We start from the raw sequence: 23,613 nt of genomic DNA on the forward strand, positions 1-23,613 counted from the left end.
CGTTGCCTGAAGATCGCTTCGACGGATGGAGCCTCGGAGCGACCTCGCAAAAAAACCGCCCAGTATGTATCTTACAGGTTGTGTCCTGCGTGGCCTCAAGAGGCGAGGCGGCTGCTTCGGTGACCGGGCCTTTCCGGCAGAAGGAGGACAGCGGTGATTCTCGTGACTGGCGCCACCGGAACCGTCGGACAGGAGCTGATGCGCCGGCTCCCCCGAGCCCTCGCCGTGCGGGCCATGACCAGGGACCCCTCGCGGCTGGAGGGAAGGGCCCCCGGCACGGACGTGGTGGCCGGCGACTACACGGATCCGGCCTCCCTGGACCACGCCCTGCGGGGTGTGCGCCGCGCGTTCCTCCTCACCAGCCGGGTCGGCGGGGACGACGACGCGCTCTTCCTGCGAGCCGCGCGCTCGGCGGGAGTGCGACATGTGGTCAAGGTGTCCGCGGCCGGCGTCGCCGACGAGGGTGCGGACGACCTCATCACCCGGTGGCAGCGCACGACCGAGAGGCTGCTGATGGACTCCGGGATGCGGTGGACCGTGCTGCGGCCTCGCTCCTTCATGTCCAACGCGCTGTCCTGGGCCACGTCCATCGCTTCCGAGGGGGTCGTCCGTGCTCTGTACGGGACGTCGGTCAACGCGTGTGTCGACCCGGGTGACGTCGCGGCCGCAGCCGTGTGCGCGCTGACCGAGGACGGGCACGAAGGGCGGATCCACACGCTGACCGGACCGCAGCCGATCAGTGCGGTCGAGCAGACGGCCGAACTGGGCCGGGTACTGGGCAGGCCGCTGCGTTTCGAGGAACTTTCCCCCGACCGGGCACGCGCCTGCCTGCGGGAGCGTCACCCCGTGGAGATCGTCGAGGCGTTGCTGGCCAGTGCGGAACGCCAGCGTGCTGGAGCCAAGGCCGGCGTGGAGGACACGGTTCTCCGCCTGACCGGCCGTCCGGCCCGGCGTTTTTGCGCATGGGCCGAGGACCACCGAGAGGTGTTCCGCCGCAGGCCGTAACTGCGGGACGGCATGCGGCCCTTCGCGGCTCTCGAGGAACGTGACGGCCGGGCGGCATGCAGGTCCCCGGAGCTCGGACTCGGCCGACGTGGCCGCCCTCGGGCTGTGGGGGAGGGCCGAGAGCGCGGGGAGTCGTGGTGGAGGGGTGCGGGCCGTCGGCCGTGGGGGGAAGGCGCCGTCGCTCTGCGTTCGTGGGGGAGGGCGCCGCGAGGCCGAAGGCCGGTCCGGGTCAGCTGCCCCAAGCAGTCGTCACGGTCGTGCTGAAGACGGGCTCGCCGTCCTGGTGGCCGGTGACCAGGACGGTGTCGGGGTCACCGACGGCACCCTTGGGCAGGCGCAGGGCGTCGATCAGGCAAGGCCGGTCCAGCTCCGCGTACTTCGTGAACTCGCAGGCGAGGCCGGTCGGCAGGACCGAGGGCCTGCCCAGGACGGCGGTCGCCGCCTGGCGGGCGGCCTCGAGCAGCACCATGCCCGGGACGTGGTCGACCTGGTGGTCGAAGAGGACGGGGTGCCGGGTGTCCGACCGCAGCTGCCACCGGTTCGTGTCACCGGTGGGGGAGAGCACCACGTCGGCGGGCGAGAGCCGCCCAACGGTCTGCGGTGCCACCGGAGCCGTCAGGGCGATCGGAGAGTGCCCGGGGTCGAACACGCGCTCCGGTCGCAGCCGTCGGTAGACGGCCGGAGCGATGACGCTGAACGAGATCCGCCCCGACGCGGCGAGCCTTCCCTCGCGCTGCACTGTCGTCTCGTAGCGCATGCCGGCCAGCCGGCCGCCGCGCTTCTTGACCTCCGCGCACGTGACGTCGAGGTCCAGCGCGGCCGGCGTGGGACCGATGCGCAACTCGTCGGGGTGGACCGTGAGCGCCAGTTCCTCCAGCAGGAACTGATGTCCGAAGGGCACGCCGAACTCGGCGTGAGCGAGAAGGGCACCGACCTGACGGATCGTTTCAGCGGCGATCAGCGGGTCGTGGTGGGTCCCGTCGACGGGGGTGAAGAAGCTGTGGCCCCGCGGCCACTGCGCGGTCGTCGTGAAGTGGGTGTCCCCCAGTCGCCTCCAGTCGGTGAGCATGACCTCGGCGACGGCCGCTCGGTGCACCAGTTCCCTGGGAACCGTGGTGGTCAGAGGCCCGTGATACAACGCCGCCCTGAAGGGCGACAGGCCGGCTTCCGTCGTCGTCTGCTCGATCGACGGTCTTTCGAACCGGAACGTGCTCGCGGTCATCGCTCCCCCAGAACGAGATCGGAGATGCCTACGGAGGGACCGAAAGATACAGTCCACCCGGTTTGGTTTCCAGAGGAATCGCAGCCTCCGTCCAGGAATGTTTGGAGCCGCAGTCGAGGCCCGGTCGACCGGGCCCTCCTTCACGTCCCGCACTCCGGCATTCCTCCAGCTCACGCCCCGCAGGGCGCTCTGCCGTTCCCGGCCGCCCGTCCGAGTGACTCTCAAGCGGTACTGAGGTCTGTCTGTAGCGCGGTGCCGCACGGTGGCCGCAGTGGAGAGGAGCGGACATGGGCGAACCCGGCGCCTCGGCCTTCGCGTTGCGCATAGAGCGCGGTCTGGCCGACGAACAGGAAGTGGCCGCGCTGACTGCCGTGCTGTACGCGGTGGTGGCCGGGCGGGACGCGGAGGCCGCAGAGCGGGAGCCGGCCGACGTTCCGTCGTGGCGGCCGCCGGAGTGTGCCGGATCGGCCTATCGCTCGCCGTACTGCTGGCGGTAGGACGCACCGCTCGCAAGGTCACCGGGGGCCGACAGGCACCTTTTCCAGATGATTCGTGTGCGCACCGCACCCCGCCCCCTCTGTAAACCGCATAGACGGTTTGATAATTTGGGGTCTCCATGCCGGTCGCGCCCAGGGAGGGAGGCATCGTGACAGTCCTCAATGACATTCCTCAGGTGGCCGCGGAGCTGCCGGACGACCGTGGGTGCGTCGCCGAGCTGTACGGGATCCGTGCGCAGGCACTGGCCGGTCCGTGTGAGAAGGCGACGGCGGCGCAGCACGCCAAGGGCAAGCTGACGGCGCGGGAGCGGATCGAACTGCTCCTGGACCCGGGCTCCTTCCGCGAGGTCGAGCAACTGCGCCGGCACCGGGCGACCGGCTTCGGCCTGGAGGCCAAGAAGCCGTACACCGACGGCGTCATCACCGGCTGGGGCACGGTCGAGGGCCGCACGGTCTTCGTCTACGCGCACGACTTCCGGATCTTCGGCGGCGCGCTGGGCGAGGCCCACGCCACGAAGATCCACAAGATCATGGACATGGCCATCGCGGCCGGAGCCCCGCTGGTCTCCCTGAACGACGGTGCCGGCGCCCGCATCCAGGAGGGCGTCAGCGCGCTCGCCGGGTACGGCGGCATCTTCCAGCGCAACACCAAGGCGTCCGGGGTCATCCCGCAGATCAGCGTGATGCTCGGCCCGTGCGCGGGCGGCGCCGCCTACAGCCCCGCCCTCACGGACTTCGTCTTCATGGTCCGCGACACTTCGCAGATGTTCATCACCGGCCCGGACGTCGTCAAGGCCGTCACCGGCGAGGAGATCACCCAGAACGGCCTGGGCGGCGCCGACGTGCACGCCGAGACGTCCGGCGTCTGCCACTTCGCCTACGACGACGAGGAGACCTGCCTCGCCGAGGTCCGCTACCTCCTCTCCCTCCTCCCGCAGAACAACCGGGAGTATCCGCCCCACACCTCCTGCGCCGATCCGCAGACCCGTCGCTCCGAGTCGCTGGCGAACCTGGTCCCGGCGGACGGCAGCCGCCCCTACGACATGGCCAAGGTCATCGAGGAGATCGTCGACGACGGCGAGTACCTGGAGGTCCACGAGCGCTGGGCGCGCAACATCATCTGCGCCCTGGCCCGCCTGGACGGCCAGGTCGTCGGCATCGTCGCCAACCAGCCGCAGGCCCTGGCCGGCGTCCTGGACATCGAGGCGAGCGAGAAGGCCGCGCGCTTCGTGCAGATGTGCGACGCCTTCAACATCCCGATCGTCACCCTCCTGGACGTACCCGGCTTCCTGCCCGGCGTCGACCAGGAGCACGGCGGAATCATCCGCCACGGCGCCAAGCTCCTGTACGCCTACTGCAACGCGACCGTGCCCCGGATCTCGCTCATCCTGCGCAAGGCGTACGGCGGCGCGTACATCGTCATGGACAGCCAGTCCATCGGCGCCGACCTCACCTACGCCTGGCCCACCAACGAGATCGCCGTGATGGGCGCCGAGGGCGCGGCCAACGTCATCTTCCGCCGTCAGATCGCCGACGCCGAGGACCCCGAGGCCATGCGGGCCCGCATGGTCAAGGAGTACAAGGCCGAACTGATGCACCCCTACTACGCGGCCGAGCGCGGCCTGGTCGACGACGTCATCGACCCCGCCGAGACCCGCGAAGTCCTCATCCGCTCCCTCGCGATGCTCCACACCAAGCACGCCGACCTGCCCTCCCGCAAGCACGGCAACCCGCCGCAGTAAACGGAGCAATTTGAATGGTCAAACAGGAACGAGCCCTGCGCACCCGAGAAGCGCTGATCGCTTCGGCCGCCACGGTCTTCACCCGGGACGGCTTCAGCACGGCTTCTCTCAACGCGATCAGTTCGCTGGCCGGAGTGAGCAGCGGAGCGCTCCACTTCCACTTCGTGAACAAGGCCGCGCTGGCCGACTCGGTGGAGCAGGCCGCGGCGGAACGGCTGGACCGCATCGTCACGGCCCACGAAGGGGTGGCCGGCAACTCCCTGCAGCTGCTGGTGGACACCTCGCACGCCCTTGCGCACCTGCTCGCCGAGGACGTGGTGCTGCGCGCCGGGTTCGAGCTGAGCCGGGACCAGGTTCGCGGAGGCAACCAGGGGCTGCACCACCAGTGGCACGAGTGGGTCGGGGCGGCGCTGAAGCGTGCGGACGGCGAGGGACTGCTGAACGAGGTCACACCCGAGACGGTGGCGGCCTCCGTGGTGGCGGCGACCACTGGCTTCGAGGTGCTGGGCACGCAGGACCCGCAGTGGCTCTCGCACGGCACCGTCACCCGCTTCTGGCAGTTGCTGCTGCCGAGGCTGGCGGCGCCCTCCGTACTCGGTGACCTCGTACCGGAGGGCAGCCGCGCCGAGTGATCACGACGAACGGCCGGGGCAACGAAGCGGCGTTCGGCGAGCAAGGAGGCGATCAAAAACAAGACCGCACGGTCTGATTTTAGGTCGACTATGTCTGTTTTCTCACTTCTTATTGGATCTGCCGTGTTGTGTGGATGGGGCTCCGGGGTGCTGTTTCCCGCCGCGTCGCCACGGTCCTGATCCCGCCTGTCCGGTAGAGCCCTCCTGCGGTCAAGTACGGCTCTGGGAGGGCTCTATCGGCTCTTCAGGGCGCTGTCGGGGGTGGTGCCACGCGGCGCCGGGGGTGGTTCGTGTGGCCGAATGTGCGCCTCTCCCATTGACAAACCGACTGTGCTGTTTTTTTAATCGTCTTCGAGCCAGAGTCGTCGGGTGCCCTCCGGGTGTCCAAGCGGCGGCCCTCGCTGCATGGATCCGCACGCAACCGGCATGCAACTCCGAGGGGGAGAAGACAGTGGACATCGAAGTTCTTGGCGCGCTGTCAGTACGCGAGCACGGCGTCTCGATCACACCGACCGCCCCGAAGCCGCGTCAGGTACTGGCGCTGCTCGCCCTGCACGCCGACCGGGTGGTCCAGGTCTCCTCCCTGATCGAGGAGCTGTGGGACGACGAGCCGCCGCGCAGCGCCCGCACCACCCTGCAGACGTACGTGCTCCAGCTGAGGGAGCTCATCGGTGCGGCGCTGGCCGCGGGCGGCGAGACGGACGTCACCGCCAAGGACATCCTCGTCACCCTGCCCGGGGGCTACCGCCTGGACTCCCGTGGCGGCCGGGTCGACTTCCGCGAGTTCGAGCAACGGGCCGGCGCCGGCTACCGGGCCATGGACGCCGAGGACTTCACGGGCGCCGCACGGCGGTTGCGGGAGGCGCTGTCGTTGTGGACCGGCTCGGCGCTCGCCGACGTGAGTGCCGGCGGCCGGCTCGACCTGGAGGTCAGGCGTCTGGAGGAGTCCCGGCTGTGCGCGCTGGACCAGCGCATCGAGGCCGATCTGAGACTCGGGCGCCACCGCGAACTGCTCTCCGAACTGACCGTCCTCGTCAACCGGCACCGGATGCACGAGAGCCTGCACGGCCAGTTCATGGTGGCCCTGCACCGCTCGGGACGGCGCGGCGAGGCGCTCAGCGTCTACCAGCGGCTGCGTGCAACGCTCGTACACGAGCTGGGGCTCGAGCCCTCGGCGACGATAGGCCGGCTGCAGCGCTCCATCCTCATGGCCGCCCCGGAGACCGTCCCGGCTCGCGGCCCGGAGGCGCCCGGCCGCACCGTGGCCCGGGTGGGCTGACCCCGCCCCCGGCGTGCCGACCGGGCGGGCGGTGCGGTCACCGTGCCCGCGGGGACGCGACCTGCAGGCTGTCGAAGCGCCGGATCAGCGCCTCCTGCGTCCAGGAAGAGCCGTTCCACGTGGCCCCGCAGGCGGGCGATCTCGTGGGTGAGGGTCATGACGGCCGCCTCCTGGTCCGGGACGGCCGTGAAGGGCGGAACGCGGGTAAGTGCCGCCGGGAACGGACCGGCGGGACCAGGGGGCGCGAGCGCCGGGTCGTGGTGGAGTATCGCATCCATCCGGCCCCGCAGCTTGCGCGCGCGGTCGTAGACGCCGAGGGCCTCGGCCTGACGTCCGCAGCGGTAGAGCGCCACCATCAGCAGGTCGTAGAAGCGTTCCCGTACGGGGTGGTCGGCGGTCGGTTCCTCCAGCTCGCCCGTGATCTCGTCGTGCCGGGCCGCGCGCAGGCACGCGTCGTACAGCGCTTCCAGGGCGGTCAGCCGGGTCTCCTCCAGCTGGGCCGCCTCGGCCGCGCAGATGCCACCGCGCGCACTGCCCTCCAGTGCGGGCCCCCGCCACAGCGCCAGGGCGCGGCGCAGCAGATCGGCGGCGCGGCCGGGGTCCCCGACGGCGGCCGCCCGGCCCTCGGCCGCCAGGCGGTTGAAGCGCTCCGCGTCCGTGGTGGCCCGGCCGAGGAGCAGGACGTAACCGGACGACCGGGTCGCGATCCACTCGCGGTGCGGCTCGTGGGCGCCGGAGCGTGGCCGCGCCAGCAGCCGCCGCAGGCGGGCCACATGGGCCTGTAGAGCGTTCCCGGCGTTCGCCGGCGGGTGCCCGCCCCACAACTCGTCGATGAGCCGGTGAGCGGAGACGGTCTGCCCCGGCCTCACCACGAGTGCACCCAGCAGAGCGCGCTGCTTCGCCCCCGTGGGAAGCACCCTGAGCCCGGTACGCGCGTCGTGGACCTCGACGGGGCCCAGGATGCGGAACTCCGTCTCCGGCCCGGCGGGCCCGCCGGGTTCCGCGCCCGGGGCGCCGGGTCCGCTCGTGCTCCGGAGGTCCGGGCCGATGACCGGAATGGAGTGGGCGCCGTTTTCCATGGACGACTCCGTAGCGTGGTCCGATTCCTGTCGGCCGGAAAGGAAATACTGCGTTGCCCGGCTGTCGGACGATAGACGGTGTGCATGACGGGGACGCGGCGGCGCGAGTTCGGTTCCAGCGCTTTTCCGGGCTGCCTGGAGTTCAACTGGTGCGGTGCTCGCGGTGACAGGAACAGGACGGTCGCCGACGACCGGAAGCGGGGCGCGCCATCAGTTCGGGGAACCCGACCTCCACGCCGCGCCGGTGCCAGGCGGAAAGGACTTCCATGGCGGTGATCGAGTCCATGGGGGCGCCATCGGCGGCCACGAGGCGCAGGAGCCGGAGCGTCAGCGGATCCGCGCCCCCGGCCGTCGTCCGCCCGCCGTCACGCCCGGTGCTTTCGGTGGCCTCCATGGCGCAGAAATTAACAGCGCGCATGGACCGGCTCAAGACGGACGGCACATTATTTCCGCAACAGTCAGCGGGTGTCAGAGATGCGTCAGGAACAGCTGGACGAGGGGCCGCAAGAATTCCGCTCGAAGACTCCTCGATGTTTTCCTGTGGCGTAATTGCGGCGGGATACGGTGCGCCTCGTGCATACATCGTGGGGTAAGGACACCGGGTCCCCGCGTGGCGCAATATCGACGGATCTCGGGCACCGATTCGAACACCGGCTCGGAGGCCGAGGCCAGCCGTTGAGGTACGGGGAGGGAAGCCATGGAGATTCGTGTTCTGGGTCCACTGAGTGCCGACGTCAACGGGATGTCGATCGTCCCGACGGCCGGGAAGCCGCGCCAGATCCTGGCCCTGCTCGCGCTCTACCCGGGCCGGGTCATGCCCGTGCCCACGCTCATGGAGGAGATCTGGGGCACCGGACTTCCCCAGAGCGCCCTCACCACGCTCCAGACCTACATACTCCAGCTGCGGCGTCGGCTCGGCACCGCCATGGGACCCGGCGCCCCGGGCACCGCCAAGGACGTACTCGCCACCCGACACGGCGGCTACCTGCTGCAGATACCGGCCGACGCGGTCGACGTCCACGCGTACGAACGCCTCGTCACCGAGGGCCAGCAGGCCTTCGAGAACGGTGAGGACGCGCGGGCCGCCCAGACCTACCGCAAGGCGCTGAACCTCTGGCAGGGGCCCGCACTGGTCGACGTACCCGTCGGTCCGGTCCTGGGGATAGAGGCGATGCGACTGGAGGAGAGCCGGCTCGTCACGCGGGAGCGCCGCATCGACGCCGACCTCCGGATCGGCCGGCACGCCGAGGTCACCGCCGAACTCACGGACCTGATCGCCCGGCATCCCGAGCACGAGGGGCTGCACTCGCAGGCCATGGTGGCGCTGTACCGATCCGGTCGGCAGGCCGCCGCCCTGGACGTCTACCACCGGCTGCGCCGTCGTCTGGTCGACGAGTTGGGCGTGGAGCCCTCACCGCAATTGCAGCGGCTGCACCAGGCGATACTTGCCGTGGACCCCCAGCTGGACCTGGCGTCCGGGTCGCGGCGAACCTCCACCTTCGACCTGTACGCGGCCTGACCCCGCGGCGGCTCGGCGACGGCGCGGCGGCCGTCAGCGTGCCGAGTCTATGTCCTTCAGCAGGGCGCGTTCCAACGCGGTCAGCGGCAGGTCGGGACGCAGTCGTTCGGGGTGGCCCGGCGGAGGCACGTCCACCAGGCGGGTATCGGCCCGGGCCGTCTCACCGGCGAGCTGGACGGCGCCGACGGCGATCAGGGACTGCCAGACAGTGGTGGCCAGGGCGCGGGTGAACCGCAGCACACGCCGGGCGAACGCCATCAGGCCTCCTTCGGTCCGCGGATCGTCGTCCCACACCGGTCAGGCTGGGAGCGGCCGCTCGAGAACCGTCTGACGTTCTCTTGATTCCGGGTCGAGCGCCCGGCGGCCCGGCGCGGAGCTCCGGCCACGTGCCCGCCTGTGTGCCGGCCGCGCCCACCGTTCCGGTGGCCTGACGGCTCGCCACCTGATGTCGGTCTTCCATGACGCCCGACCCGAGGAGCGTCGTCCGGCGCCGGACGCGCGGGACCTCCGGCCGGGGGATCCGGTAGTTGGTGGGGGTGGGCGGAGCGCCCCGGCTGGTCGCAGGCGGACCCGGTCGGTCACGCCACGGGCGGGTGCCCGAGGTGGTGCGGTGGCGCGCGTGCCCGGCGCGGGCCGAACACCGGTGCGCGAAGCGGCGGTCGGCAGGGTCGGGCAGCGTGGTCGTGCCCGGATCGACCCGGCGTCCAGCACGGTCGCGTCCGTGCGGGGCGCGCCGCGCTCCGCTGCCGGTTCCAGCGGCGTTCGAGGAGCGGGCGAGTCGTTCTCCACCGGATCAGGACACAGTCCATGGCGAGCCTGTACCAACCGGCGGGCGGCGTCCCATGGCGGCCCGCCCCGCCTTCCGGACGCCGAGACGAGAGGGGTGTGGGGATGTATCTCGCGCCCGTGCACCGTATGGCCCAGCACACGGAGGTCGACGCCCCCGCCGGCGTGCTCTACGGCCTGATCGCCGACGCGCTGCGCTGGCCCGTCTTCCTGCCGCCGACCCTCCATGTCGAACAGCTCGAGTTCGACGGTGAATCGGAGCGGCTGCGCATGTGGGTCACCGCCAACGGCGAGGTCAAGTCCTGGACCACCCGGCGTGTCCTCGACCCCGAGGCGCACCGTGTCGACTTCCGCCAGGAGGTGCTGCCCCGGCCGGTTACCTCCATGGGCGGCAGCTGGACCGTCGAACCGCGAGGTCCCGAGCGGTCGCTCGTCACCCTTCGCAACGACTTCGCCGTGGCCGACAACGCGCGCGCCGACGTGGACTGGGTGAAGAGGGCCACCACCGCCAACAGCCGGGCCGCCCTCACCAACCTCCGGCAGCTCGCCGAGCGCTGGCGCCGTCTCGACGACCTCGTCCTCTCCTTCGAGGACGCCGTGACCGTCGACGCACCCGTCGAGCCGGTGTACGACTTCCTGCACCGTTTCGGCGACCGGCCGGACGCGGTGCCCGGCGCGAGGAGGATCGACATCGCCGAGCGCGCGCCCGGAGTACAGCTGATGACCGTGGAACTGGCCGGCGCCGACGGGACCGTGCGCACGACCGAGTCGGTGCGCATCGGCTTCCCGCACGCCGGGCGCATCGTCTACAAGGACGTCCGGGACACCGAGGAGCCGGCGTTGCTCGCCGCGCACGCGGGGGAGTGGTCGGTCGAACCCGACGCCTGGGGCGCGGGAGTCACCGTCGTCGCGCGGCACCACGCGGTCCTCGACGAGGACGGTGTGCGCGAGCGGTACGGCGACGGTGCCGACGCGGTGCGTCTCGCCCGGCAGGCCCTGCGCTCCCGGCTCGCCCGGGAGAGCGGCGCCGCGCTGCGGCTGGCCAAGGAGCACGCCGAGTGCGCGCCGGCCCGCGGGGCCTGAGCCGCACCGCCGGTCCGTGGCCGAACCGTCCCCGCTCACCGCGCTGTTCGCACCCGTCCGCACCCGCCGGGCGGGCTGAAGCTGGAGGTCGCACGTGAACAACAGCCTCACCGCGGGTGCCGGCACTTCCGTGGCCGCGGGCCCGGCGCCGGACTCCCGCGTCCCCCGGGTGCCCGGCGACGGAGCCGCACGGGCCCGGCACGTCGAGGACCTGCTCGGCGATCCCTTCGCCACCGGCAACCCGTACGGCCAGCAGGCGCTGCTCGCCGCCGACGAACGGCGCGAGGCCCCCGCCGCCACCGAGGAACTGCTCGGCCGCTTCGGACTCGCCGCCGAGTTCGTGCCCACCGCTCTGGGCGGCAGATTCACCGGTGCCGAGGCACTCACCCAGGTGCTGCGGCCCGTTTTCCGGCGGGACGTCGCGCTCGGTTTCGGTGCCGGGGTGACCGCCCTGTTCGCGGCTTCCGTGGTGTGGACCGCGGGGGACGAGCGGCAGCGCCGGGACACCGCGTCGCTGCTGCTCGGCGGCGGCCGGATCACGATCCTGCACCGCGAGTTCGCCCACGCCAACGCGATCCTGCGCGGCGAGTACACGGCACGGCCCGCCCCCGACGGGTACGTGGTCGACGGCCGCAAGGACGTCGTCATCAACGCCGACCGCGCCGACACCTTCGTCGCCTACGTCCGCACCGCGCCCGGCGACGGCCCGGACAGCCACTCCGTGTTCCTGCTCGAGACAGGCAGGCTCCCGGCGCACGCCGTGCACCGGCTGCCGCGCGTCCGCACCCACGGCATGCGCGGCGCACACTACGCGGGTCTGCGACTCGACGACTGCCCGGTGCCCGCCGACGCCCTCGTGGGACGGCTCGGCGAGGGCGTCAGCCTCTCCCTGCGCACCTTCCAGGTCAGCCGTGCGCTGGTGTCCGGTGGTGCTCTGGTCGGCGGAATGGACAGCGCACTGCGATACGCCGTCCGGGCCGTCAGCGAGTCCCGGCGCCCTCTGGTGCTGCGCGGGCGCCGCGGCAGGGTGCTCGCCGGGGTCTTCGCCGACCTGCTCGCCTGTGACAGCCTCGCCGTCGCCGGCCTGCGGCTGCTCGACCTGGCGCCCGAGCACGCCCTGATCCCCTCCGCCGCCGCCAAGTACGCCGTGTCCGCGCTGCTCCACGAGGACCTCGACGAACTCGCCGCGGTGCTCGGCGCGCGCGGATACGACCGCGGTCCCACCTACGGCGGCTTCCAGAAACTGGTGCGCGACCTCCCCGTGGCCGGGCTCGGACACGCCGGTACCGCCGACACCCAGGCCGTACTCGTCCCGCACCTGCGCACCCTCGCCCACGCGACCTGGAGCGGCGGGAACGGACACGAGGCACCCGGCGCGCTCTTCACACCCGGCGTCGGCCGGAGCGCGCTCGACTTCCGGCGGCTCGACGCGGAACCCCGCGACCCGCACAGCGGCTGCGACGGTCTGCTCGCCGCGCTGCTCGGTGCCGTCGCCCGGCTCGACGGCAAGCGGGACCGGGGCCCCAGGTGGGCGGCGCTCGCCGACCTCGCCCACGCCTTCGCCGCCGAGGTGTACAGCCTCGTCGAGCGGTGCGCCACACTCCTGGGGCGCCCGGACACCGGGGCGCTCGCGCCGGCCGCGTACGTCCTCGTCGACCGGTACTGCCTGCTGCTCGCGGCCGCGTCCTGTCTCGGGGTCTGCGAGAACGCCGACCCCGGCTCCCCGGGCGGTGGCCTGCTCGCCGAGCCCGACTGGGCACTGATCGCCCTGACCAGGTTCGGCCGCCGTCTCGGTCTGGACGTGCCCGACCTGCCGGACGGCATTACGCAGGACCTGGCGGCCCGGCTCGTGGACCGGTACCGGAGCGGGCGGAGCTTCGACCTCTACGGGATGCGGCTCGCGTGAGCCCCGAACTGGGCAGAAACGATTCGGCTCGGGAGGTCCGCCAGCCCGGACCGGCCGCCCGGCCCGCAGGACGACGCTGGGAGGCGAACCCCGTGCACCACAGGGAGCCCATGGCCGTGCGCGGAGGCGACGGCCGCGTCACGGACGACATCGACGCCCGTGACGCTGTGGGTGTCCTCGACACCCTGCGGCGCCTGAGCGCGCTCGGTGTCGTCGCCACCGCGCACGGGTGCGCGGTCGCGCCGCCCGTGCACATTCCGCGTCCGGACAGCTCCTGGCTGCGGATCCGGGAGGATCTCCTGGACCGCGGGACCACGGTGGCGTACGCGACGTGGACCGAGTGGTTTCCCGCGGTGCTCACCACACCACGCCTCAAGGCGCTGCTGGGCCGGGACTGGAACCGCTACGCCGGCACCCACGACCCCGCGGTCCGCAGCCGGTTCGCCGCTTCCCGGCTGCTCATCAAGTACACCGCGGCGGCCGCGCTCGGCATCCGTCCGGAGGACATCGACATCGCCTACCGTCTCGGTGGCCGTCCCTACCTTCGGGGCCTCGACCAGGTGGAGGTGGCGCTGACGCACACCGGCGAGCTGATGGCCGTAGGCATCAGCCGGGTGGGCCGGGTCGGCCTGGACGCCGAGTGCGCGGACCGGCGCTTCGACCTGGACCTGATGCGTGGCCGGATGTGCACCCCGGCCGAGGTCGCCGAACTCGACGCGCTGTCCGCGGAACAGCAGGCGGCGTGCGTGCTGCGGCTGTGGACCCTGAAGGAGGCGTACACCAAGGCGCTCGGGCAGGGCATGCGGCTCGCCTTCACCGAGTTCGGCTTCGGCCTCGCCCTCGGCGGCCTGCGCACCCCCGACGGTGCCGCGGCGCTCGGCGACGAGTGGGCGTTCGCCACCCACCCGGTGCTCGGCCGCTACCTGATCAGCGCGGCCTGCCACGACGCCGGGCTCGACCCGGCCGGGGACACCTCGGTCGGCACCATGCTCGACCCGCGGCTGCTCACGGCGATGACCCCGCCCGGAGACGAGGGCCCCGTCGTGGACGTCTGAGCGCCGGACGATCAGCCCCGCGCGGGAGGCTCCCCCTCGGTGAACAGCACCCGGAACGACAGCTCGCGGATCCGCCACCCGGCAGCCGTCCTGCGAGCCTCACCGGAGGCGAGCGTCCCCGCGCGGAACAGCGGCGGCCGGTCCCCGCCGGGATGGTGCGCGTGCGTGGTCAGCACGTTGGCGCGGAACGCCGCCCTGTCGCCCGTGACGGTCACCACCGCCGGCGAGCCCAGGTGCTGGGTGCGCGCGAACGCCGCGAGCGAGGCGCGGTGCCACTCGGCGAGACCGGCGCACCCCTCGTGGCGGCTCATCGGGAAGGTGACGACCGCGTCCTCGGTGAACAGGCTCCGGGCCCACGCGTCGTCGGGCTCCTCGTCGTCGAGCGTGACCAGATAGCGGCCCAGTAGTTCGGCGACCACAACGGCGTCCGCGGAATCGGCGGCCGCGGCCGAATCGGCGGGCGAAAGATTGGAAGTCACCGCCCGAGCATGGCGCCGGGCGTGGTCGGGGTACCAGGCCTCTGCCAGAGATCTGACATTCCCGGCAGAGTTCTGTAATGGATTGCGCAAAGCCTGTACCGAACTCGCTTTACCGTTCCTCCGTGGTCCGGCAATACTCATCAAACACCAGTCGGAAGAGGGCAGATGGACACCTTTGACGCGGACGTGATCATAGTTGGAGCAGGGCCCACCGGACTCATGCTCGCGGGCGAGTTGAGTCTCAACGGAGTCTCCGCCCTGGTCGTCGATCGGCTTGCCGAACCCATCAAGGAATCCCGAGCCCTCGGCTTTTCCGCGCGCACGATCGAGGAATTCGCGCAGCGCGGACTCACATCCCGGCTCGGCGATGTCGATGTCATTCCGTTCGGTCATTTCGGCGGAGTGCCGCTCGACTACCGGGTCGTTCCGAACGGTTCGTACGGCGCCCGCGGTATCCCCCAGTCGCGGACCGAGGCCATGCTCGCCGGCTGGATCGCGGAGCACGGTGTCGAGGTGCGTCGCGGCGTCGAGGTCACCGGCGTCGAGCAGGACGACGACGAGGTCCGTGTCCACGTGGCCACCGCGGACGGCACCGGCACGCTTCGCGCCCACCACGTCGTCGGCTGCGACGGCGCCCGCAGTGTCGTGCGCACCAGCGCCGGGATCGACTTCTCCGGCACCGCGCCCACCGTCGAACTGCGCTTCGCCGACATCGCCGGCGTACAGCTGCGCCCGCGCTTCAGCGGCGAGCCGGTGCCCGGCGGCATGGTCATGGTGCTGCCGCTCGGTCCGGACCGCAGCCGCGTCATCTACTACGACCGCGCGCAGCCGATGCGCGCCGGCGAGGACCCCATCACCTTCGACGAGGTCGCCGAGGCGTTCCACCGCCTGTCCGGCGAGGACATCAGCGGCGCCACACCGCTGTGGGTCTCCTCCACCACGGACGTGAGCCGGCAGGCCACCCAGTACCGCAAGGGACGCGTCTTCGTCGCCGGCGACGCCGCCCACATCCACCTGCCGATCGGCGCCCAGGGCATGAGCGCCGGCATCCAGGACGCCGTCAACCTGGGCTGGAAGCTCGCGTTGGACGTCAAGGGCCGGGCTCCCGAGGGGCTGCTCGACACCTACCACTCCGAGCGCCACCCGGTCGGCGCCCGCATCCTCGCCAACACCCTCGCCCAGCGCACCCTCTACCTCGGCGGCGAGGAGACCGGGCCGCTGCGCCAGGTGTTCGCCGAGCTGGTGCGGCACGAGGAAGTGCAGCGTCACCTGGTGGGCATGGTCACCGGGCTCGACATCCGACACGACGTCGGATGCGACCGCCACCCTCTGCTCGGCCGCCGTCTGGAGGAGAAGCAGGTCTCCCGGGACGGCGTCAAGCAGAGCGTCTTCTCCTTCCTGGAGCCGGGGCGCGGCCTGCTGCTCGACCTCTCCGGCAGCGAAGAGCTGCGTGCTGCGGGCGAGGGCTGGTCCGACCGCGTCGACACCGTCACCGTGCAGGACGCCGAAGACGGCTACGGCCTCGACGCCGTACTCGTTCGTCCCGACGGCTACATCGCCTGGGTGGGGGGCGCGGGCGACGGTCCGGCCGCCGGTGCCACGGGCATGCCGCTCACCGACGCGCTCGCCCGCTGGTTCGGCCCCGCCGGCTGACCACGGCCCTCCCGACCGCACACACGTATCCCGAGGACTCGAGGAAGCGAAGGAACCATGCCGATCATCTCCACCGAGGACAACTACCTGACTGTTCTCAACCTGTTCACGACCGACACCCCCGAGCACCAGGACCAGCTGATCACCGAGATGGGCAAGATCGTCGACGCGGCCGCGTACGAGGGGTGGATCTCCTCCACCGTGCACGCCGGGCAGGGCACCCCCGGCACCGCCAACCTCATCCAGTGGCGCAGCGGCGAAGACCTGCAGAAGCGGTACTCCGGTGAGGAGTTCAAGCACCGTACGCTGCCCGTCTTCCGCGAGATCACCACGGCCATCCGGCTGCTGCAGAACGAGATCGTCTACACCCAGACCCACCCCGACCTCGGCGGCCGCGTCGAGGTCTCGCCCGACCGCGACGACTACACGGCCATCGAGGTCCACCGGGTCGGCGAGGCCGACCAGGCCGAGCTGGTCAAGCTCCTGGGCGAGGGCCAGGACTGGCTGGTGAACGTCCCCGGCTACCGCTCTCACAGCGTCTTCAAGGGCCTGCGCGCCATGTTCGTCGAGGGCGCCTTCGCCGTCGTCTACTCGCAGTGGGACAGCAAGGAGAGCTACGAGGCATTCCGCGACCTGCCCCACGAGCGCAAGCCCAGGCCCCGCCGCGCCAACGACGATCGCATCGCCGAGCTGCAGATCGAGTGCGACGCGAACACCTACCGCGTCGTGCACACGCGCGCTGCGGGCGAGTAGCCCGCCCGCGCGCCGGGCGGCGCGCACCGGCCGTACCGGCGCCGGCCGCCGAGCGGCATCCGTGCCCCGAGCAACCCGTCGGACCCCGCCAAGGAGCGAGAACCTATGCACAGCACGCTGATCGTGGCCCGCATGGCGCCGGGCTCGAGCGCGGACGTCGCCGAACTGTTCGCCGAGTTCGACGCGACCGACATGCCGCACCGGATGGGCACCCGGCGGCGCCAGCTGTTCGCCTTCAACGGCCTGTATTTCCACCTGCAGGACTTCGACGAGGACAACGGCGGCGAGCTGATCCAGGGCGCCAAGGACGACCCGCGCTTCGTGCGGATCAGCGATGACCTCAAACCGTTCATCGAACCCTACGACCCCGCGACCTGGCGTTCCCCGGCCGACGCCATGGCACGGCGCTTCTACCGGTGGGAGGCGTCCGCCTGAGCGGACGGCGTACCGCCGGCGGGCCGGCCGACCCGCGAGCACCGGAAACGATCAGCTGGGGCGTCACCGCCCCGAGACCGAAGGAAGCACCCCATGGCCAGTACCCAGTTCACCCTCGACGACCTGCGGCGCATACTTCTCGAGGCCGCGGGTGCGGACGAGAACGTCGACCTCGCCGGAGACATCCAGGACACCACGTTCGAGGTCCTCGGCTACGAGTCCATCGCACTGCTGGAGACCGGCGGCCGCATCGAGCGCGAGTACGGCATCGTCCTGGACGACGACGACCTCGGCGACGACCTCACACCGCGCGACCTGCTCGACATCGTCAACGCCCAGCTGTCCCTGTCCGGGGCCCGGGCCGCCTGAGAGGAGCACCATGTCCGACACCACCCGCAGGGTCGCCCTCGTCACCGGTGCGACCAGCGGCATCGGCCTGGAAGCCGCCCGGTTGCTGGCGCAGCAGGGGCATCAGGTCTTCATCGGCGCACGCGACGCGGACAACGTCGCCCACACCGCCAAGGCGCTGCGCGAGGAGGGCCTGGACGTGGACGGCCGGCAGCTCGACGTCCGCGACGCCGACTCCGTCAAGGAGTTCGTGCGCAGCGCCGTCGCCGCGTTCGGCACCGTCGACGTGCTCGTCAACAACGCCGGACGCTCCGGCGGCGGCCCCACCGCGGACATCACGGACGAGTTGTGGGACGACGTCATCGACACCAACCTCAACAGCGTGTTCCGGATGACCCGCGAGGTCCTCACCACCGGCGGCATGCGCGCCAAGGACCGCGGCCGGATCATCAACATCGCCTCCACCGCCGGCAAGCAGGGCGTCGTGCTCGGCGCCCCCTACTCGGCCTCCAAGCACGGGGTCGTCGGCTTCACCAAGGCCCTCGGCAACGAACTGGCACCGACCGGCATCACCGTCAACGCCGTCTGCCCCGGATACGTCGAGACGCCGATGGCCCAGCGGGTGCGGCAGGGCTACGCCGCGGCGTACGACACGAGCGAGGACGAGATCCTCAAGAAGTTCCAGGCCAAGATCCCGCTCGGCCGCTACTCCACGCCCCAGGAGGTCGCGGGCCTCGTCGGCTACCTCGCCTCCGACACCGCGGCGTCCATCACGTCCCAGGCACTCAACGTCTGCGGCGGCCTCGGCAACTTCTAGGCCGCCCGTCCACCGGGAGCCGCGCTACCCGCCGTCCGCACAACCGGTACCACCGAGGAGAAGCCGTCATGACGACTCGTGAGGTCGAGCACGAGATCACCATCAGCGCGCCTGCCGCCGCCGTCTACCGCCTCCTCGCCGAGGTGACCAACTGGCCGCGGATCTTCCCGCCCACCATCCACGTCGACCGCGAGGAGACCGGCGGCAACGAGGAGCGCATCCGCATCTGGGCCACCGCCAACGGCGAGCCCAAAACCTGGACCTCGCGGCGCACCCTCGACCCCGAGGCCCTGCGCATCACCTTCCGCCAGGAGGTGCCGGCACCGCCGGTCGCCGCCATGGGCGGCACCTGGATCGTCGAACCCCTCGGTGAGACCACCTCGCGCGTCCGGCTCCTGCACGACTACCGGGCCGTCGACGACGACCCCCACGACCTGCTGTGGATCGAGCGGGCCGTGGACAAGAACAGCACCAGCGAACTGGCCGCCCTCAAGGAGAACGTCGAGCGCGTCCACGCCGCCGACGCACAGGAACTGACCTTCTCCTTCACCGACACCGTGACGATCGACGGCTCGGCCAAGGACGCCTTCGCCTTCGTCAACGAGGCCGGACTGTGGCCGGAGCGGCTGCCGCACGTGGCCCGGGTCCGCTTCACCGAGGACACCCCCGGCCTGCAGGAGCTGGAGATGGACACCCGCGCCAAGGACGGCTCCACGCACACCACCAAGTCCTACCGGGTCGTCCTCGGCCACCACCGCATCGCCTACAAGCAGGTCACGCTGCCGGCCCTGATGACCCTGCACACCGGCGTGTGGACCTTCGAGGAGACCGAGGAATCGGGCACGACGGCCAGTTCCCAGCACACCGTCACCCTCAACACCGAGAACATCGCCCGGATCCTCGGCCCCGAGGCGACCGTCGCCGACGCCCGTACCTACGTGCACGGCGCGCTCAGCACCAACAGCCTCGCCACCCTCGGCCACGCCAAGGACCACGCGGAGCGGAACCGCTGACATGACCGGCGCCCCGCACCCGGACGGCCGGACATCGCGCACCGGGCCCGCCGAGACGGTCGACACCCAGGTGATCGTCGTCGGCGCGGGCCCCGTCGGCCTGCTCCTCGCCGGCGAGCTGGCCCTGCGCGGCATCCAGGTGACCCTCGTCGAGCGGCGCCACGGCCCGACCACGGAGTCCCGCGCCTCCACCCTGCACGCCCGCACGATGGAACTGCTCGACAGCCGCGGTCTGCTCGCGGACCTCGGCAGCCCGCCGTGCGAGCCGCGAGGCCACTTCGGCGGCATCCCCCTCGATCTGACGCTGCCCGGCCCCTACCCCGGACAGTGGAAGGTCCCTCAGACCAGGACCGAGTCCGTCCTGGAGGAGTGGGCCCTCGGCCTCGGCGCCGACCTCAGGTGCGGCCACACCCTGCACGCCGTGCGGGACCGCGGCTCCCACGTCGAGGCGGCCGCCACCGGCCGCCACGGCGACCGCCTCACGCTGCGCGCCTCTCACCTGGTCGCCTGCGACGGTCAGGACTCCACGGTGCGCCGCCTGATCGGCGCCGACTTCCCCGGTACCCCGGCCGCCCGCGAACTGCTGCGCGCCGACGTCGAGGGCATCGACATCCCGGACCGGCGCTTCGAACGCCTCCCCGGCGGCCTCGCCGTCGCCGCCCGCAACCCGGCCGGCGTGACCCGCGTGATGGTGCACGAGTTCGGCGCCGTGGTCCGCGAACGCGCCGGCGCCCCGCACTTCGACGAGATGGCGGCCGCCTGGAAACGCGTCACCGGAGAGGACATCACCGGCGGCACCCCGCTGTGGGTCAACCACTTCGACGACGAGAACCGGCGCCTCGCCCGCTACCGGCACGGCCGCGTCCTGTTCGCCGGAGACGCCGCCCACCGCCAGATGCCCATCGGCGGCCAGGCACTCAACCTCGGCCTACAGGACGCCTACAACCTCGGCTGGAAGCTCGCCGCCGCCGTCGACGGCACCGCACCCGGCGGCCTCCTCGACAGCTACGGCACCGAACGCGCCGCCGTGGGCGCCGCCGTCCTCGGCAACATCCGCGCCCAGGCCCTGCTGCTGCTCGGGGGCCCCGAGGTGGAGCCGCTGCGCACGGTCCTCGCCGAACTCGTCGCCCACGAAGAGGTGCGCACCCGTCTCGCCAAAATGATCAGCGGGCTCGACGTCCGGTACGACGTCGGCGGCCCGGAGCACCCACTGCGGGGCGCACGACTGCCGCATGTGCGGCTGCGGGTCGGCGAGATCGTCTGCAGCACGGCCGAACTGCTGCGCTCCGGACGCGGGCTGCTCCTCGGTCTCGGCGCCCCACCGCCGCGGATCGACACCGCCCTGGCCGACCGCGTCGACACGGTCACCGCACAGGCGGCCCCCGGCTCACCGCTCGCGCGCACGCAGGCCGTCCTGGTCCGGCCCGACGGTCATGTCGTCTGGGCGGGCGGCGGGAACGGGAACGGGCTCGCCGAGGCGGTCGGACGGTGGTTCGGCGCCGACTGAGCCGTCGGTCCCCGGGCCGCACACTTCCCGCCCTCGCCGCCCCCACCCCACCGAGCACGGACCACTGATGACTGAGAGGGATTCCACGACCATGCAGGACACCACGATGGACGCCGACGTCATCGTCGTAGGCGCAGGCCCGACCGGACTGATGCTCGCAGGCGAACTGCGCCTGGGCGGGGCGGAAGTGATCGTCCTCGACAAGCTGCCCGAGCCCACCGGCCAGTCCCGCGGCCTCGGTTTCACCGCCCGCGCCATGGAGGTCTTCGACCAGCGCGGCCTGCTGCCGCGCTTCGGCCAGGGCGAGACCCTGGAGGTCAGCCCTGTCGGCCACTTCGGCGGGGTCCAGTTCGACTTCACCGCCCTGGAAGGTGCCCACTTCGGCGCCCGCGGCATCCCGCAGAGCCGGACCGAGGCCGTCCTCGCCGCGTGGGCCACCGACCTCGGCGCCGAGATCCGCCGCGGGTGCGAGGTCCTCGCCGTCGCCGACGGCTTCCTGGACGGCGACCACGTCGAGGTCACCGTCGGGACCGCGGACGGCGTACGGCAGCTGCGCGCCCCCTACCTCGTCGGCTGCGACGGCGGCAAGAGCACGGTGCGCAAGCTCGCCGGCATCGACTTCCCCGGCACCGAGGCCACCCGCGCGATGTTCCTCGCCGACGTGACCGGCCTCGACCTCAAGCCCCGCTACCTCGGCGAGACGCTCCCCAACGGCATGGTGATGGCCGCCCCGCTCAAGGAAGGCGTACACCGCATCATCGTCTGCCCCCACGGCGCCGCCGCCCGCAGCGCCGACGACACCGTCACCTTCGAAGAGGTCGCCAAGGCCTGGGAGCACATCACCGGCGAGGACATCAGCGGCGGCGGCGCCGAGTGGGTCAGCTTCTTCAGCGACGCCACCCGCCAGGCCGCCGAGTACAAGCGCGGCCGCGTGCTGCTGGCAGGCGACGCCGCCCACATCCATCTGCCCGCCGGCGGCCAGGGCCTGAGCACCGGCGTCCAGGACGCCGCCAACCTCGGCTGGAAGCTCGCCGCCGTCGTCACAGGACGCGCCGACGAGGCCCTCCTCGACACCTACCACGCCGAGCGCCATCCCGTGGGGCGCCGCCTGCTGATGAACACCCGCGCCCAGGGCATGGTCTTCCTCGGTGGCGACCAGGCCGAGCCGCTGCGTCGCATCATCACCGAGCTGACCGGTTACGACACGGTCCGCCGCCACCTCGCGGGCATCGTCTCCCACCTCGACATCCGCTACGACGGCATCGACGGCGGTGAGTCCGGCGACGGCGAAACCGTCCACCCGCTCCTCGGGCGCCGCCTCGGCAGGCTCCCGCTGACCGGGCCCGACGGCGAGACCGACACCTTCGCCCTGCTGCACGCCGGGCACGGCGTCCTGCTCGACCTCGTCGGCGACCCGGGTCTGCGTGCGGCCGCCGCGCCCTGGGCCGGCCGCGTCGACGTCGTGACCGTCACCGCCCGCACGGCCGACCGCGGTGCCGTGTTCGCGGGCGCGGAGGCGGTGCTGGTCCGCCCCGACGGGCACGTCGCGTGGACCGGCGCCGACGGCGGAGACGGTCTCGGCGCCGCCCTCGCCCGCTGGTTCGGCGCACCCGCCGAAGGATGACGTACGCAGTGAGGGGTGCCGCCCGCCGGACCGGGTGGCACCCCTCGTCGCTGCGCGGGCCCCTACCGGAGGCTCGCCTCCACGACCGAGATGGCAGCAGGCGTCTGCACCACCCGCTCCAGCCGGAAGCCGGCCTTCGCCAGCAGCTCCCCGTACTGCCCGGCCGTCCGCTCCCTGCCGCCCACGAGCAGCATCAGCCACAGGTCGACCAGCTTCGAGGAGTGCGCGGCGTTCGGCTTGTCGGGCACGACCATCTCCATCAGCAGCAGCCGCCCGCCCGGCCGCATCGCGGCCCGCACGTTGCGCAGGATCCGAAGCGCCTGCTCCTCGGGCCAGTCGTGCACGATGTGCTTGAGCACATAGGCGTCCCCGCCCTCGGGCACCGGCCCGAACAGATCGGCGGACACCACCTCGCACCGGTCGGCGACACCCTGCTCGGCCAGGTAGTCGGCCGCACCGTTCTCGCCCACCCGCGGATCGGACAGGACCCCGCGCACGCCCGGCGACTTCCGCAGGATCCCGGCGAGCAGCTCGCCCCGGCCCGCGCAGAAGTCGACGACCGTGCCGAAGCGCGAGAAGTCGTACGCCGCGAGAACCGGCTCCGTCTCGGTGGCGGACATGGCGCCCATGCCCTTCATGAACACCTCGCCGTACTCGGGCTTGGCCTCCATGAACTCGAAGGCCGTCATACCGCGCAGCTTCGGCAGACTCGGCTCGCCGGTGCGCACCGCGTCGACGAAGTGCGACCAGTCCTCCCAGTGGATCGGGTGGCCCATGAGCACGGCGATGCCGCGCATGGACATCGGCGCGTCCTCGAGCAGCGCCGCTCCCATCGGGGACAGTTGGAAGGCGCCGTCCTTCCGCTCGGCGAACACGCCGTTCGAGGCGAGCAGCCGCATCAGCCGCTGCAGTGTCTCCGGGTGGGCGCCGACGCGTTCGGCGAGCCGTTCGGCGGACAGCGGACCGTCCCTCAGCGCTTCGGCCACGCGCAGTTCCGCGGCGGCGTAGAGGGCCTGGCTGAGCATGGCGCCCTGGACCATCTCGAGCAGCGAGAACGGTGCGGGGGCCAGCTTCCGTGCCAGCCGCTGCAGACCGGTACGCACGCCTTCGACGACCCGCACGACGCGGGCGGGCGGCAGGGGCATAGGTTCCTCCGTGGTGGGCGGCGGGCGGCCGGGT

The 23,613-nt window shown here is 71.8% G+C and carries 22 protein-coding genes and 1 pseudogene; 17 read left to right on the forward strand and 6 right to left on the reverse strand.

Annotation, left to right across the window (positions count from 1 at the left end; all coding sequences use genetic code 11):
- The first annotated feature begins 153 nt into the window (after positions 1-153).
- Complete coding sequence (locus ACIQ6R_RS35730) at positions 154-1,005, forward strand: SDR family oxidoreductase (RefSeq protein ID WP_404186311.1); 852 nt, start codon at positions 154-156, stop codon at positions 1,003-1,005.
- A gap of 229 nt (positions 1,006-1,234) precedes the next feature.
- Here ACIQ6R_RS35730 and ACIQ6R_RS35735 read toward each other — a convergent pair whose 3' ends face one another.
- Entirely contained in the window at positions 1,235-2,227 is a 993-nt protein-coding gene (locus tag ACIQ6R_RS35735) for a ScbA/BarX family gamma-butyrolactone biosynthesis protein (RefSeq protein WP_404226096.1), read from the reverse strand.
- A 287-nt stretch (positions 2,228-2,514) separates the two neighbouring features.
- Here ACIQ6R_RS35735 and ACIQ6R_RS35740 point away from each other — a divergent pair, with 287 nt between their 5' ends.
- From ACIQ6R_RS35740 to ACIQ6R_RS35755, 4 genes are all read left to right on the forward strand, one after another.
- Positions 2,515-2,724, forward strand: coding sequence for an acyl-CoA carboxylase subunit epsilon (locus ACIQ6R_RS35740; protein WP_404186315.1), 210 nt, complete (start codon positions 2,515-2,517; stop codon positions 2,722-2,724).
- Positions 2,725-2,873: 149 nt separating this feature from the next.
- Positions 2,874-4,466: an acyl-CoA carboxylase subunit beta gene (locus ACIQ6R_RS35745; RefSeq protein WP_404226097.1), complete on the forward strand. Its 1,593-nt coding sequence runs from the start codon at positions 2,874-2,876 to the stop codon at positions 4,464-4,466.
- 14 nt (positions 4,467-4,480) lie between these two features.
- The gene (locus ACIQ6R_RS35750) at positions 4,481-5,098 is read left to right on the forward strand and encodes a ScbR family autoregulator-binding transcription factor (RefSeq protein ID WP_404226098.1); all 618 of its coding nucleotides are present in this window, start codon (positions 4,481-4,483) and stop codon (positions 5,096-5,098) included.
- A gap of 451 nt (positions 5,099-5,549) precedes the next feature.
- Positions 5,550-6,377: a BTAD domain-containing putative transcriptional regulator gene (locus tag ACIQ6R_RS35755; RefSeq protein WP_404186321.1), complete on the forward strand. Its 828-nt coding sequence runs from the start codon at positions 5,550-5,552 to the stop codon at positions 6,375-6,377.
- A 347-nt stretch (positions 6,378-6,724) separates the two neighbouring features.
- On the opposite strand, the pseudogene ACIQ6R_RS35760 reads toward ACIQ6R_RS35755, so the two are convergent.
- Positions 6,725-7,456, reverse strand: a pseudogene (locus ACIQ6R_RS35760) (BTAD domain-containing putative transcriptional regulator); the annotation flags it as partial.
- A gap of 142 nt (positions 7,457-7,598) precedes the next feature.
- Complete coding sequence (locus ACIQ6R_RS35765) at positions 7,599-7,850, reverse strand: hypothetical protein (RefSeq protein WP_404226100.1); 252 nt, start codon at positions 7,848-7,850, stop codon at positions 7,599-7,601.
- 303 nt (positions 7,851-8,153) lie between these two features.
- On the opposite strand from ACIQ6R_RS35765, the gene ACIQ6R_RS35770 reads away from it, so the two are divergent.
- Positions 8,154-8,975: a BTAD domain-containing putative transcriptional regulator gene (locus ACIQ6R_RS35770; protein ID WP_404186325.1), complete on the forward strand. Its 822-nt coding sequence runs from the start codon at positions 8,154-8,156 to the stop codon at positions 8,973-8,975.
- A gap of 33 nt (positions 8,976-9,008) precedes the next feature.
- Here ACIQ6R_RS35770 and ACIQ6R_RS35775 read toward each other — a convergent pair whose 3' ends face one another.
- Complete coding sequence (locus tag ACIQ6R_RS35775) at positions 9,009-9,233, reverse strand: DUF6059 family protein (RefSeq protein WP_404226102.1); 225 nt, start codon at positions 9,231-9,233, stop codon at positions 9,009-9,011.
- Between the two features lie 657 nt (positions 9,234-9,890).
- Here ACIQ6R_RS35775 and ACIQ6R_RS35780 point away from each other — a divergent pair.
- The 3 genes from ACIQ6R_RS35780 (at position 9,891) to ACIQ6R_RS35790 (ending at position 13,805) form a co-directional block, all read left to right on the forward strand.
- Entirely contained in the window at positions 9,891-10,844 is a 954-nt protein-coding gene (locus ACIQ6R_RS35780) for an SRPBCC family protein (protein ID WP_404226104.1), read from the forward strand.
- Positions 10,845-10,938: 94 nt separating this feature from the next.
- Positions 10,939-12,750, forward strand: coding sequence for an acyl-CoA dehydrogenase family protein (locus ACIQ6R_RS35785; RefSeq protein ID WP_404226106.1), 1,812 nt, complete (start codon positions 10,939-10,941; stop codon positions 12,748-12,750).
- A 110-nt stretch (positions 12,751-12,860) separates the two neighbouring features.
- Positions 12,861-13,805 (forward strand): 4'-phosphopantetheinyl transferase family protein, encoded by a 945-nt coding sequence (locus tag ACIQ6R_RS35790; RefSeq protein ID WP_404226107.1) that lies wholly within the window; start codon positions 12,861-12,863, stop codon positions 13,803-13,805.
- Positions 13,806-13,816: 11 nt separating this feature from the next.
- On the opposite strand, the gene ACIQ6R_RS35795 is transcribed toward ACIQ6R_RS35790, so the two are convergent.
- A complete protein-coding gene (locus ACIQ6R_RS35795; RefSeq protein WP_404186335.1) occupies positions 13,817-14,284 on the reverse strand; it encodes a nuclear transport factor 2 family protein in 468 nt (155 codons plus the stop codon).
- 186 nt (positions 14,285-14,470) lie between these two features.
- Between ACIQ6R_RS35795 and ACIQ6R_RS35800 the strand changes: the two genes are divergently transcribed.
- From ACIQ6R_RS35800 to ACIQ6R_RS35835, 8 genes are all read left to right on the forward strand, one after another.
- Positions 14,471-15,937, forward strand: coding sequence for an FAD-dependent monooxygenase (locus ACIQ6R_RS35800; RefSeq protein ID WP_404226109.1), 1,467 nt, complete (start codon positions 14,471-14,473; stop codon positions 15,935-15,937).
- A gap of 57 nt (positions 15,938-15,994) precedes the next feature.
- On the forward strand, positions 15,995-16,690 hold the full coding sequence (locus tag ACIQ6R_RS35805; protein WP_404186339.1) for an antibiotic biosynthesis monooxygenase family protein: 696 nt from the start codon (positions 15,995-15,997) through the stop codon (positions 16,688-16,690).
- A 105-nt stretch (positions 16,691-16,795) separates the two neighbouring features.
- Positions 16,796-17,125 (forward strand): TcmI family type II polyketide cyclase, encoded by a 330-nt coding sequence (locus ACIQ6R_RS35810; RefSeq protein ID WP_404186341.1) that lies wholly within the window; start codon positions 16,796-16,798, stop codon positions 17,123-17,125.
- Positions 17,126-17,218: 93 nt separating this feature from the next.
- Positions 17,219-17,494, forward strand: coding sequence for a phosphopantetheine-binding protein (locus ACIQ6R_RS35815; protein WP_404186343.1), 276 nt, complete (start codon positions 17,219-17,221; stop codon positions 17,492-17,494).
- Positions 17,495-17,504: 10 nt separating this feature from the next.
- A complete protein-coding gene (gene fabG / locus ACIQ6R_RS35820) occupies positions 17,505-18,290 on the forward strand; it encodes a 3-oxoacyl-ACP reductase FabG (protein ID WP_404186345.1) in 786 nt (261 codons plus the stop codon).
- A gap of 68 nt (positions 18,291-18,358) precedes the next feature.
- Positions 18,359-19,303, forward strand: a complete 945-nt coding sequence (locus ACIQ6R_RS35825) for an aromatase/cyclase (RefSeq protein ID WP_404186347.1) — start codon at positions 18,359-18,361, stop codon at positions 19,301-19,303.
- A gap of 1 nt (position 19,304) precedes the next feature.
- Positions 19,305-20,810: an FAD-dependent oxidoreductase gene (locus ACIQ6R_RS35830; protein ID WP_404226112.1), complete on the forward strand. Its 1,506-nt coding sequence runs from the start codon at positions 19,305-19,307 to the stop codon at positions 20,808-20,810.
- A gap of 67 nt (positions 20,811-20,877) precedes the next feature.
- Positions 20,878-22,434, forward strand: a complete 1,557-nt coding sequence (locus tag ACIQ6R_RS35835; RefSeq protein ID WP_404226114.1) for an FAD-dependent monooxygenase — start codon at positions 20,878-20,880, stop codon at positions 22,432-22,434.
- A gap of 62 nt (positions 22,435-22,496) precedes the next feature.
- Here ACIQ6R_RS35835 and ACIQ6R_RS35840 read toward each other — a convergent pair whose 3' ends face one another.
- Positions 22,497-23,579, reverse strand: coding sequence for a methyltransferase (locus ACIQ6R_RS35840; protein ID WP_404226116.1), 1,083 nt, complete (start codon positions 23,577-23,579; stop codon positions 22,497-22,499).
- Positions 23,580-23,613: the final 34 nt, after the last annotated feature.

This window comes from Streptomyces sp. NPDC096048 (genome assembly GCF_044763415.1).
GTDB lineage: Bacteria > Actinomycetota > Actinomycetes > Streptomycetales > Streptomycetaceae > Streptomyces.

Coding starts and splice junctions, on each gene's coding strand:
- ACIQ6R_RS35735 (WP_404226096.1), bottom strand. CDS start 2,227: ATGACCGCGAGCACGTTCCGGTTCGAAAGACCGTCGATCGAGCAGACG.
- ACIQ6R_RS35740 (WP_404186315.1), top strand. CDS start 2,515: ATGGGCGAACCCGGCGCCTCGGCCTTCGCGTTGCGCATAGAGCGCGGT.
- ACIQ6R_RS35750 (WP_404226098.1), top strand. CDS start 4,481: ATGGTCAAACAGGAACGAGCCCTGCGCACCCGAGAAGCGCTGATCGCT.
- ACIQ6R_RS35765 (WP_404226100.1), bottom strand. CDS start 7,850: ATGGAGGCCACCGAAAGCACCGGGCGTGACGGCGGGCGGACGACGGCC.
- ACIQ6R_RS35770 (WP_404186325.1), top strand. CDS start 8,154: ATGGAGATTCGTGTTCTGGGTCCACTGAGTGCCGACGTCAACGGGATG.
- ACIQ6R_RS35775 (WP_404226102.1), bottom strand. CDS start 9,233: ATGGCGTTCGCCCGGCGTGTGCTGCGGTTCACCCGCGCCCTGGCCACC.
- ACIQ6R_RS35780 (WP_404226104.1), top strand. CDS start 9,891: ATGGCCCAGCACACGGAGGTCGACGCCCCCGCCGGCGTGCTCTACGGC.
- ACIQ6R_RS35790 (WP_404226107.1), top strand. CDS start 12,861: ATGGCCGTGCGCGGAGGCGACGGCCGCGTCACGGACGACATCGACGCC.
- ACIQ6R_RS35805 (WP_404186339.1), top strand. CDS start 15,995: ATGCCGATCATCTCCACCGAGGACAACTACCTGACTGTTCTCAACCTG.
- ACIQ6R_RS35810 (WP_404186341.1), top strand. CDS start 16,796: ATGCACAGCACGCTGATCGTGGCCCGCATGGCGCCGGGCTCGAGCGCG.
- ACIQ6R_RS35815 (WP_404186343.1), top strand. CDS start 17,219: ATGGCCAGTACCCAGTTCACCCTCGACGACCTGCGGCGCATACTTCTC.
- fabG (WP_404186345.1), top strand. CDS start 17,505: ATGTCCGACACCACCCGCAGGGTCGCCCTCGTCACCGGTGCGACCAGC.
- ACIQ6R_RS35825 (WP_404186347.1), top strand. CDS start 18,359: ATGACGACTCGTGAGGTCGAGCACGAGATCACCATCAGCGCGCCTGCC.
- ACIQ6R_RS35830 (WP_404226112.1), top strand. CDS start 19,305: ATGACCGGCGCCCCGCACCCGGACGGCCGGACATCGCGCACCGGGCCC.
- ACIQ6R_RS35835 (WP_404226114.1), top strand. CDS start 20,878: ATGACTGAGAGGGATTCCACGACCATGCAGGACACCACGATGGACGCC.
- ACIQ6R_RS35840 (WP_404226116.1), bottom strand. CDS start 23,579: ATGCCCCTGCCGCCCGCCCGCGTCGTGCGGGTCGTCGAAGGCGTGCGT.